This window comes from Streptomyces sp. NPDC001380 (assembly GCF_042895785.1).
GTDB lineage: Bacteria > Actinomycetota > Actinomycetes > Streptomycetales > Streptomycetaceae > Peterkaempfera.
Map to the genome: position 1 here is coordinate 352,639 of NZ_JBIAWP010000001.1, position 15,139 is coordinate 367,777.

14 protein-coding genes are annotated in these 15,139 nt (G+C 78.3%); 6 read left to right on the top strand and 8 right to left on the bottom strand.

Annotated elements, in window-relative coordinates:
- The first annotated feature begins 139 nt into the window (after positions 1 to 139).
- Together ACFY07_RS01615 and ACFY07_RS01620 are read left to right on the top strand one after the other, a co-directional pair.
- Positions 140 to 937 carry an exodeoxyribonuclease III gene (locus tag ACFY07_RS01615; RefSeq protein WP_390866875.1) on the top strand — a complete coding sequence of 266 codons (798 nt, stop codon included), beginning with the start codon at positions 140 to 142 and terminating at the stop codon, positions 935 to 937.
- A gap of 160 nt (positions 938 to 1,097) precedes the next feature.
- Positions 1,098 to 2,300 (top strand): aromatic acid exporter family protein, encoded by a 1,203-nt coding sequence (locus tag ACFY07_RS01620; protein ID WP_390866876.1) that lies wholly within the window; start codon positions 1,098 to 1,100, stop codon positions 2,298 to 2,300.
- 159 nt (positions 2,301 to 2,459) lie between these two features.
- Here the strand turns inward: ACFY07_RS01620 and ACFY07_RS01625 are convergent, their stop codons facing one another.
- The 4 genes from ACFY07_RS01625 to ACFY07_RS01640 form a co-directional block, all read right to left on the bottom strand.
- The gene (locus tag ACFY07_RS01625) at positions 2,460 to 3,011 is read right to left on the bottom strand and encodes a hypothetical protein (RefSeq protein ID WP_390866877.1); all 552 of its coding nucleotides are present in this window, start codon (positions 3,009 to 3,011) and stop codon (positions 2,460 to 2,462) included.
- Positions 3,012 to 3,199: 188 nt separating this feature from the next.
- On the bottom strand, positions 3,200 to 4,090 hold the full coding sequence (locus ACFY07_RS01630) for a universal stress protein (protein ID WP_390866878.1): 891 nt from the start codon (positions 4,088 to 4,090) through the stop codon (positions 3,200 to 3,202).
- A gap of 222 nt (positions 4,091 to 4,312) precedes the next feature.
- Positions 4,313 to 4,858, bottom strand: coding sequence for a GNAT family N-acetyltransferase (locus ACFY07_RS01635; protein WP_390866879.1), 546 nt, complete (start codon positions 4,856 to 4,858; stop codon positions 4,313 to 4,315).
- Between the two features lie 33 nt (positions 4,859 to 4,891).
- On the bottom strand, positions 4,892 to 5,233 hold the full coding sequence (locus ACFY07_RS01640) for an ankyrin repeat domain-containing protein (RefSeq protein ID WP_390867050.1): 342 nt from the start codon (positions 5,231 to 5,233) through the stop codon (positions 4,892 to 4,894).
- A gap of 294 nt (positions 5,234 to 5,527) precedes the next feature.
- On the opposite strand from ACFY07_RS01640, the gene ACFY07_RS01645 reads away from it, so the two are divergent.
- Both ACFY07_RS01645 and ACFY07_RS01650 read left to right on the top strand, forming a co-directional pair.
- Positions 5,528 to 5,722, top strand: a complete 195-nt coding sequence (locus tag ACFY07_RS01645) for a hypothetical protein (RefSeq protein WP_230647550.1) — start codon at positions 5,528 to 5,530, stop codon at positions 5,720 to 5,722.
- A 187-nt stretch (positions 5,723 to 5,909) separates the two neighbouring features.
- Positions 5,910 to 7,454, top strand: a complete 1,545-nt coding sequence (locus ACFY07_RS01650; protein ID WP_390866880.1) for a hypothetical protein — start codon at positions 5,910 to 5,912, stop codon at positions 7,452 to 7,454.
- 350 nt (positions 7,455 to 7,804) lie between these two features.
- On the opposite strand, the gene ACFY07_RS01655 is transcribed toward ACFY07_RS01650, so the two are convergent.
- The gene (locus ACFY07_RS01655) at positions 7,805 to 9,358 is read right to left on the bottom strand and encodes a PLP-dependent aminotransferase family protein (RefSeq protein WP_390866881.1); all 1,554 of its coding nucleotides are present in this window, start codon (positions 9,356 to 9,358) and stop codon (positions 7,805 to 7,807) included.
- A gap of 125 nt (positions 9,359 to 9,483) precedes the next feature.
- Here ACFY07_RS01655 and ACFY07_RS01660 point away from each other — a divergent pair, with 125 nt between their 5' ends.
- Positions 9,484 to 10,176 carry a YitT family protein gene (locus ACFY07_RS01660; RefSeq protein WP_390866882.1) on the top strand — a complete coding sequence of 231 codons (693 nt, stop codon included), beginning with the start codon at positions 9,484 to 9,486 and terminating at the stop codon, positions 10,174 to 10,176.
- 352 nt (positions 10,177 to 10,528) lie between these two features.
- Positions 10,529 to 10,903 carry an RNA polymerase-binding protein RbpA gene (locus ACFY07_RS01665; RefSeq protein WP_055585521.1) on the top strand — a complete coding sequence of 125 codons (375 nt, stop codon included), beginning with the start codon at positions 10,529 to 10,531 and terminating at the stop codon, positions 10,901 to 10,903.
- Positions 10,904 to 11,112: 209 nt separating this feature from the next.
- On the opposite strand, the gene ACFY07_RS01670 is transcribed toward ACFY07_RS01665, so the two are convergent.
- The 3 genes from ACFY07_RS01670 to lnt form a co-directional block, all read right to left on the bottom strand.
- On the bottom strand, positions 11,113 to 11,727 hold the full coding sequence (locus ACFY07_RS01670) for an FxsA family protein (protein WP_390866883.1): 615 nt from the start codon (positions 11,725 to 11,727) through the stop codon (positions 11,113 to 11,115).
- Between the two features lie 168 nt (positions 11,728 to 11,895).
- Positions 11,896 to 12,735, bottom strand: a complete 840-nt coding sequence (locus tag ACFY07_RS01675; protein ID WP_390866884.1) for a polyprenol monophosphomannose synthase — start codon at positions 12,733 to 12,735, stop codon at positions 11,896 to 11,898.
- Between the two features lie 172 nt (positions 12,736 to 12,907).
- Positions 12,908 to 14,734: an apolipoprotein N-acyltransferase gene (gene lnt, locus ACFY07_RS01680; protein ID WP_390867052.1), complete on the bottom strand. Its 1,827-nt coding sequence runs from the start codon at positions 14,732 to 14,734 to the stop codon at positions 12,908 to 12,910.
- Positions 14,735 to 15,139 lie beyond the last annotated feature (405 nt).

A 15,139-nucleotide genomic window follows, 5' to 3' on the forward strand; every position in this document is an offset into this window, starting at 1 on the left:
AGGGCCGGCCGTCCGGGGGCGTGCGGCCGTTCCCGGGGGGCGCGCCCGCAGGCCGGGCGCGCCTTGCGGCCGGGCCGCGCGGGGCGCGCCCGGCCGCGGCGGTTCGCCCGGGCCGTCCCGCGCCGGATAGCCTGCGGCGGTGACCGTCGTCTCCACCGTCAACGTCAACGGCCTGCGCGCCGCCGCGGGCAAGGGTTTCACCGAGTGGCTGGCCGCCACCGAGGCGGACGTCGTCTGCCTCCAGGAGGTCCGCGCCGAACCCGGCCAGCTGCCGACCGCCGTCCGCGAGCCCGAGGGCTGGCACACCCTGTGGGCGCCCTCCTCCGCCAAGGGGCGGGCGGGCGTCGCGCTGCTCTCCCGGCAGGAGCCGGCGCGGCGGCGAACCGGCTTCGGCTCCGCCGAGTTCGACGCCTCGGGCCGCTACGCCGAGATCGACCTGCCCGGGCTGACCGTCGCCAGCCTCTACCTGCCCTCGGGCGAGGTCGGCACCGAGCGCCAGGAGGAGAAGGAGCGCTTCATGGCGGAGTTCCTGGTCCACCTGGTCGACCTGCGGGCGAAGGCGGAGGCGGACGGCCGCGAGGTCCTGGTGGCCGGCGACTGGAACATCGCCCACCGGGAGGCCGACCTGAAGAACTGGCGGGCCAACCGGAAGTCCTCCGGCTTCCTCCCCGAGGAGCGCGCCTGGCTGACCCGGGTGTTCGACGAGGCCGGGTACGTGGACACGGTCCGCCGCCTGCACCCCGACACGCCCGGGCCGTACTCGTGGTGGTCCTACCGGGGCAGGGCCTTCGACAACGACGCGGGCTGGCGCATCGACTACCAGGTCGCCACCCCGGGACTGGCGGCGCGGGCGCTCTCCGCACGGGTCGAGCGCGCCGCCGTGCACGGCGAGCGCTGGTCGGACCACGCCCCGGTGACCGTCGTCTACGCGGACTGACCTGCTGCCGGGGTGCGCCCGTGCACCCCTGCGCCCGTGCACCGGCGGGCGTGCAGCGGGGCGCGGGGCGTGTACCGGGGGGCGCGGCGGGAATGAGTACCGCCGACGCCGGCAGGCCGCGTCCCCCCGAACCCCCCGGAACCGACGGAGACAGGTCCAGGTGCCCGAAGTCCCCGAGCGCATGACGCACGTCCTGCGGCGGCGCAACGACCCGGTGGTCGTGCAGACCTTCCGCTCCACGGTGGCGGCGGTGCTGGCCTACGTGGCGGCGCTGCGCCTGACCAGCGACCCGGCCCCGCTGCTGGCCCCGCTCACCGCCCTGCTGGTCGTCCAGGTCACCCTGTACGCGACGCTGACCAACGGCATGCGCCGGGTGGTCAGCGTGGTCGCGGGCGTGCTGATCGCGGTGGCGTTCAGCGAGCTGGTGGGCCTGACCTGGTGGAGCCTGGGGCTGCTGATCCTGGCGTCGCTGGTGCTGGGGCGCGTGCTGCGGGTCGAGGAGTACGTGCCCGAGGTCGCGATCAGCGGCATGCTCGTGCTGGGCGTGACGCACGTGACCGAGACCGCCTACGTCCGGGTGGCGGAGACCGTGATCGGCGCGGTGGTCGGCACCGTGCTGAACCTCGTCCTCGCGCCGCCCGTCTTCGTGCAGCCCGCGAGCGCCGCCATCGAGGACCTGGCCGGGCGCATGCACGGGCTCCTCACCGACATCAGCTGCCGGACCGCGCAGGTGAACCGGCAGGAGGCGGTGGGGTGGCTGCACGAGGCCCGGCGGCTGGACCAGGACATCGTCCGGATCGACGGGGAGCTGTCCCGGGCCGAGGAGAGCACCCGCCTCAACCCGCGGGTCCGGCAGGGCGAACTGGCCCGGCTGGTCCTGCGCAGCGGGCTGGACACCCTGGAGATCTGCGCGGTGGTGCTGCGGACCCTGTGCCGGTCGCTGGCCGACCTGGCGATCGAGCGGGAGGGCGAGGAGGGCGGCGTCTACCCGGTCGAGGTGGCCGCCCCGCTCTGCGAGCTGCTGAACGACGTGGCCCGGGCCGTCGACGGCTTCGGGCGGCTGATCACGGCCCAGGTGTCGGCCAGCGCCGAGCGGGCCGAGGAGGAGCTGGCGCAGGCCCTGCTGGACGGGCGGGCCGCCCGGGAGCGGATCGCCCGGCTGCTGGTGGAGGAGATGCGGCGGCGGCCGGACCGGTGGCAGCTGCAGGGCGCGCTGCTGGCCAACATCGACCGGCTGCTGGACGAGCTGGACGTCGAGCGGCGGTCGCAGATGCTGGCGGAGTCGCTCGACCGGCACCAGGAGCGGCGCCGGGAGCGGCGGCAGCAGCCGCAGGCGCTCTGGCACCGCATCCGCGGGGCCTGACCCGGGCGGCCCGGGGTTCCCGGCCCGGGGCGCCCGGGGCGGGGGCATGGTGCTCCCCGGAGCGGCGGCCGCCGGGGTCCGGGGTCCGCGCCTGCCGGGGGCTCCGGCCTCTGCGGCGCCGGTGCGGAGGCCGCCCGGACGGCCTCCGCACCCCCCGCGTCACTCCGCGCGGCGGAGGGCCTCCGTGGCACGGGTGCCGGAGTCGGCCGCCGCGCCGGACCACCGCGGGCCGATCGCCGAGGATCCGGTCGTGGAGGAGCCGATCGTGGAGGAGCCGCCCGCGGACCCGGCCGGGGAGCCGGCCGGCGCACCGGACGACGGACCGGACGTCGCACCGATCGCCGTGGCGGCGGCGGAGGCGTGCCGGGCCGTGGAGGAGGCGGCCTGTGCCGCCGGACCGGACGCCGCCGGGGCGGGGGCCGCCGCACCGGCCTGCTCGATGGCCTGGCGCGCCTGCTCCACGGGCGAGCGCACGGGGAGCGCGGCGGGGGCGGACGCCATGCGCTCCTTCGGGGAGGGCGGGCCGGGGCGGGCGCTCAGGAGGCGGCCTGCCGCCTCGTCCAGGGTGACCGGGCGCTGGAGCTGGACGGCGAGCCGCCCCGCCTCCTCGCCCAGGGCGGCGACGTCCTCCCAGCGGAGGTGGACCACGAGCCTGACTTCGGCGCCGCCCTCGGGGAGGGCCAGCAGGGACACGCTGCTCTGGTCGGTCATGGGCGGTCCTCACGGTCGTGGGGGCACACCGCCTCCGGCGGGGAGGCGGTGCCGGGCACGACGGGTCATACGGGCGGCGGCCCCGGGCGGTTCACCGCGGAACGGCGTACGGGCCGCGGGCCGCGGGCGGCGCGCATCGGGCCCGGCCTGGCCTGCGGGCGGCGGGCGGCGGGCGGCAAGCGCCGGCCTCAGCCGACCGGGACGACCGCCACCGGGCAGTGCGCGTGGTGCAGGACGGCGTGGACCACGCTGCCCAGGTGCTGCCCCAGGCGGCCGACGCGCGCCCGGCGGGGGGCTCCGACGACGAGCAGGGAGGCGTGGGCGGACGCCTCGACGAGGGCGGCGGCGGCCGTCCCGCTCACCACGTCGGCGGCGACCCTGCCTCCCGGGAGGTCCGCCGGGAGCCCCTCGCGGGCGGCCGCGACGGTGCGGTGCAGCAGCCGGGCGTGCTCCCGCTCCTCCTCGTCGAGGCTGTCGACCATGGGCACCATGTGACCGGCGTCGGACACCGCCGACCAGGCGTGCAGCGCGCGGACGGGCGCACCGCGGCGCACCGCGGCCTCCAGGGCGAACCGGACGACGGGGACGTCCTCCTCGCCCAGCACACCCACCAGGACGCCCAGCCCCTCACCGGGCTGCGACGGGGCGTGCACCACGACGACCGGGCACTCGGCGTGGGCGGCCACCCGCAGGCTGACCGAGCCGAGCAGCAGCGAGGCGAAGCCGCCCCGGCCGCGGGAGCCGACCACGGCCAGGGTGTGCGGGCCGGAGGCGTCCAGGACCGCCGCGGCGGGGTCGGCGGCGGTGACGGCGGCGGCGGCGGCGAGCCCCGGGTGGGCGGAGGCCACCTGCGCCGCCGCCTCGGCCAGCAGGTCGCGGCCGGCCTGCATGATCAGCTCGGTGGCGCCGGCCGAGGCCCGGCGGGAGAGGGTGGCCGTCCCGGTGTCGACGGCGTGCACCATGCGCAGCGGGCAGCCGAGGCGCTCCGCCTCGGTCGCGGCCCACTCCAGGGCCGGACCCGACTCCGGCAGTGCGTCGACGCCGACCACGACCTCGTGGATCTGCTGGCTGCTGTCCATCTCGGACTCCTCGCCGGTGGCGGCCGCCCTTCGGCGCCCCGGCCTCCAGGATGGCCCGGCCGGGGCGGGGCTGCGGCCGGGCCCGGCCGCCCGGGTGACGCGTGACGGGCGCGCCGGGCCCGCGGCGGGAGCGGTCGGACGGGGCGAGGCGGGGCGGGGCCCGGGTCGGACAAGGCGGGGCGGGGCGAGGCGGGGCCGGGCCCGGGTCGGAGGGGGCAGGGGTCAGACGGGGCTGGCGTCCCGCTCCCCCGGCCGCGGCGCGGCGGCCGGTCCGGGGACGGCGGCGGGGCCGGCCGGGTCCAGGTGCTTGCCCATGCAGATGCTGCTCGGCTCGTCGCGGTACAGGCCGAACTTGGTGATCGGCGCGTAGCCCTCGGTGGTGTAGAGGGCGACCGCCTCGGGCTGCTCGGTGCCCGTCTCCAGGACCATCCGGGAGCGGCCCGCCGCGACGGCGGCCGCCTCCAGGTGGCGCAGCAGGGCCCGGGCCAGCCCGCGGCCGCGGGCGCCGGGGACGACGTACATGCGCTTGAGCTCCGCGTCGCCGTCGCACAGGCCGTACGGGTCGGCGTCCCTGGCCCGCCAGCCTCCGCAGGCCACGGGGGCGCCGTCGAGGTAGGCGACGGCGAAGAGGCCGCCGGGCAGGTCGAACTGGCGGGGGTCGACGGGTGTGTCGTCCGCGCCTCCGTACCGGGCGACGTACTCCTGCTGGACCTCGGCGACCAGCCGGACGGCGTCCGGGTGGTCGTAGCCGACCGTGCGTATCTCCACGGCGGGCAAGCCTACCCGGCTGCCGGACGGGCCTCAGGGGCGGTCGAGCAGCGCCACCAGGGCGTCCTTGCCGAACATGCGGGCGGTGTCCAGGGCGGAGGGCCGCCCGGCGCGGGGGTCGGCGCCCGCGCCGGCCAGGGTGCGGACGACCTCGTCCTCGCCCTTGAAGACAGCGCCGGCGAGGGGGGTCTGGCCGCGGTCGTTGGGGCGGTCGGGGTCGGCGCCGCGCTCCAGGAGGGCGCGGACGACGGGGGCGTGGCCGTGGTAGGCGGCGAGCATCAGCAGGGTGTCGCCGCGGTCGTTGCAGAGGTCGGCGGGCACGCCGGCGTCGACGTAGGCGGCGAGGGCCGCGGCGTCGCCGGTCCTGGCCATCATGAAGATCCTCCCGGCCAGGGCGACGACCTCCGGGTCGGGCTCCGGGTCGGGCTCCCGGGCGGGATCCGGCTCGGGGGCGGGTCCGGGAGGGGTGGTCGGCTCGGTCATCGGGGTCCCTTCCGGCGGCGGGGCGGCACGGGCGGCGGGGTCCGGGACACGGTTCCCGTGCGGCGGCGGTCACTCTCCGCACAACCACCCGTTTGCCGCTTTCCTCATCTATTACTTTTTGTCACGATGAGGGCACATTCCGTAGCTCCCTCGCGGAATGCTGTCCCCCTCTCGAGGAGCACCCCCATGATCCTCTCGTTTTCCGGCGTCGTCTTCCTCGGCGTGATCGTCTTCCTCCTCTCCCGGAAATGCGGACTGAAGCTCGCCCACGCCCTGGTCTGCGCCCTGTTCGGGTTCTACCTGGCGAGTACCGCCATCGCACCCAGCATCCACGCCGGAAGCCAGAGCGTGGCCGGCCTGCTCGGCGGCCTCAAATTCTGACCCGGAGCTCCGGCTCCACCCTTCGAGAAGGCCCGGGCGCGGCCCCCACCGCCCCGGGCCTCCTTCCGTCCGCCGTCCGCCGCACGCCCCCGCCCCGCCCGTCCCCCGACCTCCGCGTCCGCACCTCCGCCCCTCAACCCCTCCGCCTTCCGTCCGCAACCGCCGCTGCACCGCTCGGGGAGAGCCGATGTCCCTCAACCGCACCCTCGTCCGCGGCCGCGACCTGGCGCGCACCGCCGGGGACCACGCCGCCGACGTGCTCGGACCGCTGATGCTGGTCGTCCGCGGACTCCGCCACCACGCCGCCTGGGCGCGCGCCTGGTGGCAGCGCACCCCCGGGGACCGCCGCGGTCCCGCGCTGCTGCTCGTCGCCGCGGTGGCCGCGTCCCTGGCCGTCCTCCCCTACGGGCTGGTGCTGGCCGGGGCCTGCCTCCTCGCGAGCGCCGCGTGGGCGGGCCGCGACCGGGCCCCGGCCGCGGCTCCGGCGCCCGACCCGGTCCAGCTCAAGCTGCAGGCCGTGTACGCGGCGCTCACGCCCTACCTGGCGCGGCCCGAGGACCCGAAGCCGCTCTACGTGCACGACGGCGACCACAGGGCCGTCTTCCCCGCGTGGGAGTTCGACGCCGACGGGCGCCTCGCCCTGCTGGACCTCGTCTACCCGGCGTACTTCCCGGACAGCGAGGCCGCCGCGCGGACCCGCGTCGAGCAGGTGCTGCAGGGGAAGGCGGGCCGCACCCGCGAGTACCGCTTCCACTGGGACGAGGAGGGCAACCGGCTGCGCATGGAGGCGCTCCCGGAGCTGCCCGACGACATCGCGGTGCAGCGCTTCGTGGCCGGGCCGGGCGAGCTGGTCCTCGGCGTCACCGACCCCGGGGACAGCGACCGCACCATCCCCCTGGACCGCAGCGGCGGCCGGGACCACCAGCCCCCCGTGGTGTGGCGCACCGCGGCGCGGTCGGCCGACGCGCACCTGCTGGCCCTCGGCACCCCCCGCTCCGGCACCTCCACGCTGCTCCGCGGCCTCGCCCTGCAGGCGCTGCCGCACGGCGACGTCGTGCTCGTCGACGGTGCGGGCACCGGCGAGTACGGCTGCCTGGCGGGACGGCCCGGGGTGCGGCGCGTGGAGACCGGCGTGCAGGGCGCGGTCGCCGCGCTCCAGTGGGCGGCGGGCGAGACCACCCGGCGGCTCGCGGCGCTCGACCGCGCGCGGCTGGTCGGCTCGGCCCCGCCGCGGCACGCCACCCGGCCGCTGTGGATCCTGGTGGACCACCCCGTCGAGCTGAGCGAACTGGCGCACGCCGAGGGCCGTCCCGACCCGCAGGACCTGCTGGAGGTGCCGCTGCGGCAGGGCCGCGCGGCGCGGGTGTCCGTGGTGGTGGCCGAGCACCTCGCCGCGCTGGAGCGGATCCGGCCCGTGGTCCGGGCCTCCGCGCGGGCGCGGGTGGTGCTGGGCGCGCCGACGCCGGAGCAGGCGGAGGCCGCCCTGGGCGCGCCGCTGGACATCGCCCCGGCGGCCCGGATGCCCGCCGGGCGCGGCTACGCGCGGCTCGGCGGCGCGGCCCCGGTGCGGCTGCAGGTGCCCGCCGCGCCCGACCCGCTGGACGAGGACGTGCCCGCCGACCGGCGGGACGCGGTGACCGCCCTGCTGCCCCGCGTGGAGCCCCGCGGCGAGGCGCCCGCCCCGACGGCCAGCCTGGTCAAGTCCCCGATCCGGCCCGGCCCGGCGTCCTGAGCGGGCCTCCCCCGCCCCGGACACGGCCTCCCGCGGGGGCCCGGCCGCGGGGGCCGGGCCCCCGCGGCGCGCCGCGGGCCCGCGGGCCGGGGCGGCGGCAGCAGCAGGGCGGCAGGAGGACCGGGCGGGCGCCGGCTGCCGTGTGCCGGTCCGCCGGGCGGGGACAGCGGCCGCGGCACCCCGGACCCGCGCCGCCCGGACCCGGTCACTCGGGGGGGCGCTCCGGCGCCGGGCCGCCGGGCCGCTCTCCGGCGGCGCTCGGGCCCGGGCCCGGGGGCGGGTGGACCGGCGGCCGTCCCGTACCGGTCTCCGTCGGGGCGGAGGCCGGCGTGCGCCGCGCGCCGCGCGGATCAGGCGACGAAGACCTCCCCGGCCCGGTCGGTCCCGGCCCCCGCCGCCACCGCGTCGGCGGCGCGGGAGAGGCGGCGGACGGCCTCGCGGGCCGTGTCCCCGCCGACGGTGAGCGGCAGGCGGAGGTAGTGCTCGAAGGCGCCGTCGAGGCCGAAGCGCGGACCGGCGGCCACCCGGACGCCGTGCCGGTCGCCCTCGGCCGCCAGCGCCGCCCCGGAGAGGCCCGCCGTGCGGACCCAGAGGGTGAGGCCGCCCGGCGGCAGGTCGAAGGACCACTCGGGCCGCTCGTCCCGCAGGGCGGCGGCGAAGGCGTCGCAGTGGGCGCGCAGGCGCAGGCGGCGCTCGGCGAGGGCCGCGTCCCAGCCGCCGTCGCGGAGCAGCCGGGCCACGGCCAGCTGCTCCAGGACGGGCGAGCCCAGGTCGGCGTAGGCGCGGTCCGCCACCAGGCGGCGGACGACAGCGGGGGCCGCCCGCACCCAGCCGATGCGCAGCCCGGCCCACACCGCCTTGCTGGCCGAGCCGACGGTCACCACCGTGCCGCCGGGGTCGTGGGCGGCCAGCGGCCGCGGCCCGGGGGCCGCGCCGCCGACCCTGGCGCCGCCCCTGCCCCTGCCACCGTCGCCGTCGCCGTCGTCGTCGCCGTCGCCGTCGTCGTCGGGGAAGGAGAGCTCGGCCATGGTCTCGTCCGCGACCAGGACGGTGCCCGCCGCGCGCGCCGCGGCGGCGAGGGCGGCGCGCTGGTCGTCGGGGACGAGCGTCCCGGTGGGGTTGTGGAAGTCGGGGATGACGTATGCGGCGCGCGGGGCCGCGTCGCGCAGCACCCGCCGCCACTCCCCCGGGTCCCACCCGGAGAGGGCCTCCCCCAGGGCGACCGGGACGAGCCGCAGGCCGTCGCGGCGCAGCATCTGCAGCACGTTCGCGTAGCTGGGCGCCTCCACGGCGACCCGGTCGCCGGGGCGGGCCAGCAGCCGCCGGACGGCGGCGAGGGCTCCCATCGCGCCGGTGGTCACCATGACCTGCTCGGGCGTGGTGGGCAGGCCGCGCGCGGTGAACCGGTCGGCGAGGGCCTCCCGGAGGACCGGCAGGCCGGCCGGGTGGTCGCCGTGGGTGCGGGTGTGCGCGGGGAGGTCCTGGAGGGCCGCGGTGAAGGCGGCGGTGAGCCAGGGCTCGGGGGCGGGCAGGGCGGCGCACCCCAGGTCGAGGACGGCTCCGGCGCGGTCCGGGGGCAGGGGCGCCAGGGCTCCGGTGGGCACCGGGTGGCCGTCGGGGAGGACCGTCCAGCTGCCCGAGCCGCGGCGGCTCGCCAGGTAGCCCCAGTCGCGCAGCTGCTGGTAGCCGGCGGCCACGGTGGTGCGGCTGACGCCGAGGGCGGCGGCGAGCTCCCGCTCGGCGGGCAGCCGCACCCCGACGCCGAGGCGCCCCTCCAGGAGGAGCAGCCGGACGGAGGCGGCGAGGCCGCGGTAGGCCGGGGTGCGGTCCGCCGGGGGGAAGCCCGCGCCGCCGAGGAGCCGGGCGAGCCGGGCCGCGCCCAGGGCGGTCGTCCACGTGTGCATGCGGATCGGTCCACTTCCTTCGGATTGGCCGTGGATGTGCAGGCCGGTTGCGGGCCAGAGTGGCACGGGCGGGTCCACCGGCGCCACCGGCGCCGACCGCGTCCGCGCAAGGGAGCAGAGGGGCCATGCACGCACGACGTCTCACGCAGCTGTACACCGGACTGGTGCTGTACGGGGCCAGCTCCGGCCTGCTGGTGCGGACCGGCCTGGGGCTGGACCCCTGGGACGTCTTCCACCAGGGGGTCGCGCTCCGCACGGGCTGGACGATCGGCGCGGTCTCCTGCGTGGTCGGGGCGGCCGTGCTGCTGCTCTGGATCCCGCTGCGGCAGCGGCCGGGCCTCGGCACGGTGAGCAACGTGGTCGTGGTGGGCACCTCGATGGACGCCACGCTGTGGGCGGTGCCCGCCCCCGGCCCGCTGCCGCTGCGGGTGCTGCTCCTGGCGGCGGCCGTCCTGCTCAACGGGGCCGCGACCGGCCTGTACATCGGGGCCGGGTACGGGCCGGGCCCGCGCGACGGGCTGATGACGGGGCTGCACCGGCGGACCGGGCGCTCGGTCCGGCTGGTGCGGACCGGCATCGAGGTGGCGGTGCTGGCGGCGGGCTGGCTGCTGGGCGGAACGGTGGGCGTGGGGACGGTGGTGTACGCCCTGGCGATCGGGCCGGCGGCGCAGGTCTTCCTGCGGTGGTTCTCGCGGCCCGCGGCAGGGGCCGTGCGGACCGGCGGGGCGCCTGCGGCGGCGGACCCGGCCGCACCGGCGGCGGACCCGGCGGCCGTGGCCCCGGCGACGGCGGCCCCGGCCGCGGAGGGCGCGTACTGAGCGGGGCCGCGGACGGGCCGGCGGCACGGACCGGGGCACGGACCGGGGCACGGACCGGGGCACGGACCGGGGGCATGGGCGGGGCCGGGGCGGGCAGGCGCGAAGTGTACGCCGATGGCGGCTGTCGGGATCGGTCACTGCGTGCAAAATCGTGAAAACCCAGGGTGACATCGCACGCCAGATGTGACAAAAGGGGCGCGGATGGGTACAACGGGGGCGGCACGACGGACGACGCGCGTCTGGGGACGGGAATCTTCGACAGCGGCCGAGCGTTGACCGGAACGACGAAGACAGCGACCACATAGACAGCGACCACCAGTCCTGTGGGCCACAAGCCCGGGAGGCACGATTCATGAGTGAGCGAGCTCTCCGCGGCACGCGACTCGGGGCCACCAGCTACGAGACCGACCGCGGCATCGATCTGGCCCCGCGCCAGACCGTGGAGTACGCATGTCAGAACGGACACCGCTTCGAGGTCCCGTTCTCCGTGGAGGCCGAGATCCCGCCCGTGTGGGAGTGCCGCTTCTGCGGTACGGAGGCCCTCCTTCTCGACGGGGACGAGCCGGAGGAGAAGAAGGTGAAGCCGGCGCGCACCCATTGGGACATGCTGATGGAGCGCCGCACCAGGGAGGAGCTGGAGGAGGTGCTGGCCGAGCGCCTGGCCGTGCTCCGCTCCGGCGGGATGAACCTGGCCGTCCACCCGCGGGACAACCGCAAGAGCGCCTGAGACGACCGTCTCCCCCGGTGAGCGGCGGGGAGGCGAAGGCCCTGGCGTCGGCAGAGCGATCTGCCGGCGCCAGGGCCTTCGTCCTACCGGGCCCCCCGCGGCCCGCCCCGCCATGGCGCACTCTGTCCGGGACGTACCGGGGGCGGACCGGGGAGGCTCCGGCCCGCCCCGCCTCCCGCACCCGCGCGTCAGGCGCCAGGCGTCAGGCGTCAGCGCGGCGGCTGCTCCGGCGGCAGGATCCGGACGGTGCGCGGCGGACGGGCGTCGTCCCGGGACGCGCCGCCGGGGCCGCCGTCGCGGTCCACGACCTCGCCCGGGACGACCCTACCCCCGGGCCGGTGGACCCGCAGCTGCTCCTGCAGCCGCAGCGCCTCGGCGAGCGGGTCGCCCGCCCGGCCGCGGCGGACCGCCGCACGGGCCAGACGGCCCGGGACGCGGCGCAGCAGCGCCCTGGTCGGCGGGAAGAGGCAGGCGAGGCCGAGCAGGCCGGAGAGGAAGCCGGGCAGGATCAGCAGCACGCCGCCGGTGATCGTGAGGGCGGTGTGGGACTCCCCCGCCTCGGGCTCGCGGCCCTGCTCCGCGGAGCGGGCCGCGGAGCGCAGGGCGCGCAGGCCGGCGCGTTTGACGGTCCAGCCCCCGACGAGGGCGCCCGCCAGGAACAGCGCCGCCACCGCGAGGCCGCCGAGGACCGAGGCGACCTCCAGGGCCAGCCAGATCTCCAGGACCAGCCAGGCCGCGACGGCGAGCGGCAGCAGGGTGCGCAGCCGTCCGCCGCGCCCCGCCGGGGCGGCGGAGGCGCGGGCGGTCGGACGGGGGTCGGTCACGGCGGGTTCCACTCCTCGCTCCGCGGGCGCCCCCGGGCGGGACGCCGGCCTGCCGGGCCGCCCCGCCTCCCGGGTGCCGGGGGCGGGGCGCTCGGCCCTGCGGGGGGTGCGGACCGGGCCGGTCGGCCGTGTCCGGCGGCGGTGCCGCCGCGGTCGCCGTGCCGGGCGTCAGCGGACGGCGCCGCCCGCCCCCGCCTTCGACTCAACGTCCGGGGCGACGGGGGTGTTCCGGTCGGCCGGACGCGGGGCGGGCAGCCTGCCGAGGCGGTTCTGGACGCCCCAGGCGGTGACGCGCATCAGCGCCTCGACGACGATGCCGCGGCTCATCTTGCTGGCACCGAGCTCCCGCTCGACGAAGGTGATCGGGACCTCGACCACCCGGAAGCCGGCGCGGACGGCGCGCCAGGCGAGGTCGACCTGGAAGCAGTAGCCCTGCGAGGCGACCTCGTCCATGCCGAGGCCGAGGAGCGTCCCCTTGCGGAAGGCGCGGTAGCCGCCGGTGATGTCGCGGAGCTGCGCGCCGAGCATGAGGCGCGAGTAGAGGCTGCCGCCGCGGGAGAGGAACTCGCGGTGCCTGGGCCAGTTGACGACGCTGCCGCCGGGCACCCAGCGGGAGCCCAGCACCAGGTCGGCGCCGCGCAGCGCGGTCAGCAGCCGGGGCAGCTGCTCCGGCTGGTGGGAGCCGTCGGCGTCCATCTCGACCAGCACGTCGTAGCCGTTGTCGAGACCCCAGCGGAACCCGGCCAGGTAGGCGGCGCCCAGGCCCTCCTTGCCCTTGCGGTGCATCACGTGGACGTGGTCGTCGTCGGCGGCGAGCCCGTCGGCGATCCCCCCGGTGCCGTCGGGGCTGTTGTCGTCCGCGACGAGGATGTGCGCCTCGGGCACCGCGGCGCGGACGCGGGCGGTGATGCGGGTGACGTTCTCGGCCTCGTTGTAGGTCGGAATGATGACCAGGATTTTGCCGAGGTCGGCGAAGTCATGGGGCTCTTCGACGTGCTTGTCGGTCACGGACCGGCCTTTCTCTCCCTTGCGGCGGGCGGTGTGGTGCGGCGGAGGCGTCCCCGCGGCGGTGCGGGGACGGGGCGTACGAGGCAGGCGCGGACGCGCCGCGTCCCCACCGGCCTGTCGGCCCCCCGGTGCCGTCCCCCCTGTTCGGCTGCACTCCCGCGCGGTGCACCCGTCAGTCGCCGACGGTCCCGACGGTCGGCGGGACAGGCCCGGTACCGCGGCGGGACCTGGTCCGCAGGACGGCCGCCGCGCAGGAGGACAGCCCAACAATAGCGACCGCCCACTCGGGCCAGGCACCGAGACGGTCGGCGGGTGTCGTTCCGTCGCGCAGGGGGACCGCCGCCGTCAGCCGGGCCGCGGTCAGCTCGGCCGTGCGCTGCCGGACCGTGCCGTCCGGCCCGACCACCGCGCTGATCCCGCTGGTCGCGGCGATCAGCACGGCGCGGCCGTGCTCGACCGCGCGCAGCCGCGACATGGCCAGCTGCTGCTCGGGCTGGCCGCTGCGGGCGTAGGTGGCGTTGTTGGTCTGGACGACCAGCACCCGGCCGCCGGCGTCGACGGCGTCGCGGACGATCCCGTCGTAGGCGATCTCGAAGCAGATCACGTCGCCGACGCGGACCTTCCCCACCTGGAGGACGCCCGTGGTGGTGCCGGGGTAGAAGTCGCGGGCCACCCGGTCGAGCCGGGTGACGACCTTGGACAGCAGGGAGCGGAACGGCACGTACTCGCCGAACGGCACCGGGTGCTGCTTGGTGTACGAGGCGCCGGGGCCGGTGGCCGGGTCCCAGACGATGCCCTCGTTGCGGACGTGCTGCCGGTCCGGGCCGTCGACCAGGGTGCCGACCAGCACGGGCACGCCGACCGCCTTCACCGCGCGGTCGACGGCGGCGTACGCCTCGGGGTTGCGGAAGGGGTCGAGGTCGGAGGAGTTCTCCGGCCAGATCACGGCGTCGGGGCGGGGGCTGCGGCCGGCGGCGACGTCCGCGGCGAGGCGCTCGGTGGCGCTCACGTGGTTGTTGAGCACCGCCATCGGGCGGCCCAGGAAGTCCATGCCGGGGTGGGGCACGTTGCCCTGGACGACGGCGACCTCCGCGGTGTCGTCCGGCGCGGTGGGGACGGGGACGGCCTGGCCGGCGAGGGCCGCGGCGACGGCGGCGACGGCCGGTACGGCGGCGAGCCGCAGCGTCCGCCGGGGGGCGGGCGGGGCGTCGGGGGCCGCGAGGGCGTCGGGGAGGGGCGGGACCGGAAGGCGGCGGCGCAGCGGCGCCGGTGCGTGCCGCAGCAGGGGCAGGGCGGCCGCGGCCAGCAGGGCGCCGGTCAGCGCGACGGCGAAGGTGACCAGGGGCGCGCCCCCCAGCGCGGCGAGCGGCGTGTACGGGGTCGCCGTGTTGGCGAACGCCAGCCTGCCCCAGGGGAAGCCGCCGAGCGGCAGGCGGTCGCGGGCCCACTCCTGGGCGACCCAGAGGCAGGCCGCCCACAGCGGCCACGCCCGCAGCCGGGAGGTGACGGCCAGGCCGGCGCCCATGGCGGCCAGGAAGAGCGCCTCGACCAGCGAGAGCGCGATCCAGGCGTCGGAGCCGATCACCCGCAGCCAGTCGAGCAGCCAGAGCAGGAAGGGCACGCCGAAGGCGAAGCCCGTCCAGGCGCCCTGCCGGGCCGTGCGGCCGCGGGTGAGCAGCGAGAGGCCGGCGACGGCGGCCACCGACAGCGGCCACAGGTCGTACGGCGGGAAGGCGGCGGCCAGCATCAGGCCGAAGAGCGCCGCGGCGGCGGCGCGGGGCAGTCCGCGCCGCAGCCGCTCGCGGCGTGGCGGGCGGCCTTCGGCCCGGGCCGGTGCGGGGGCGGCCGGCGTGCCGGCGGGGCCGGCCGGCGGCTCGGGGGCGGCGGCACCGGCCTGCGGCGCGGCCGTCGGTTCGGCGGGGGCCGGGCGGCCGTCGGGCGGGCCGGGGACGGGGTCCGCCGCGTCGGTCCGCCCGCGGAGCACGGGGTCTACGGGCACTGCCACGCGCGCCGCCTCTCTGGTCGGTGGTTCCGTGCGCGCGCCGTCCGGACGGGTGACGCGACGTGCGACGACGGTACAACGCGCGGCGGGGAGGGCCGGATCAGGGGACCGGGTCGGGAGGGGCGGGAGCGGCCGGGTCCGGGGCGCGGGCGGCAGGACGAGCCGGGGCGGGGGGAGCGCCAAGGCGGGGGGAGTGCCGGGGCACGGTCCGGGCATCCCGGCGGGGGCCGGGCGCGGGAGGGGTGGCCGAGGGGAGGGGCGCGGGTGCGGCGGACCGGGGACCGGACGCCCTTCGGTCCGACCCGGGACCCGCCGGCTGCGGATCGGCCGAGAGCCGTTGTCTACTGAGCGTCCGGTCCCCGCCCGGGTCGCACCTGCCCGGCGGGCCCCGGTTGGCCTGCC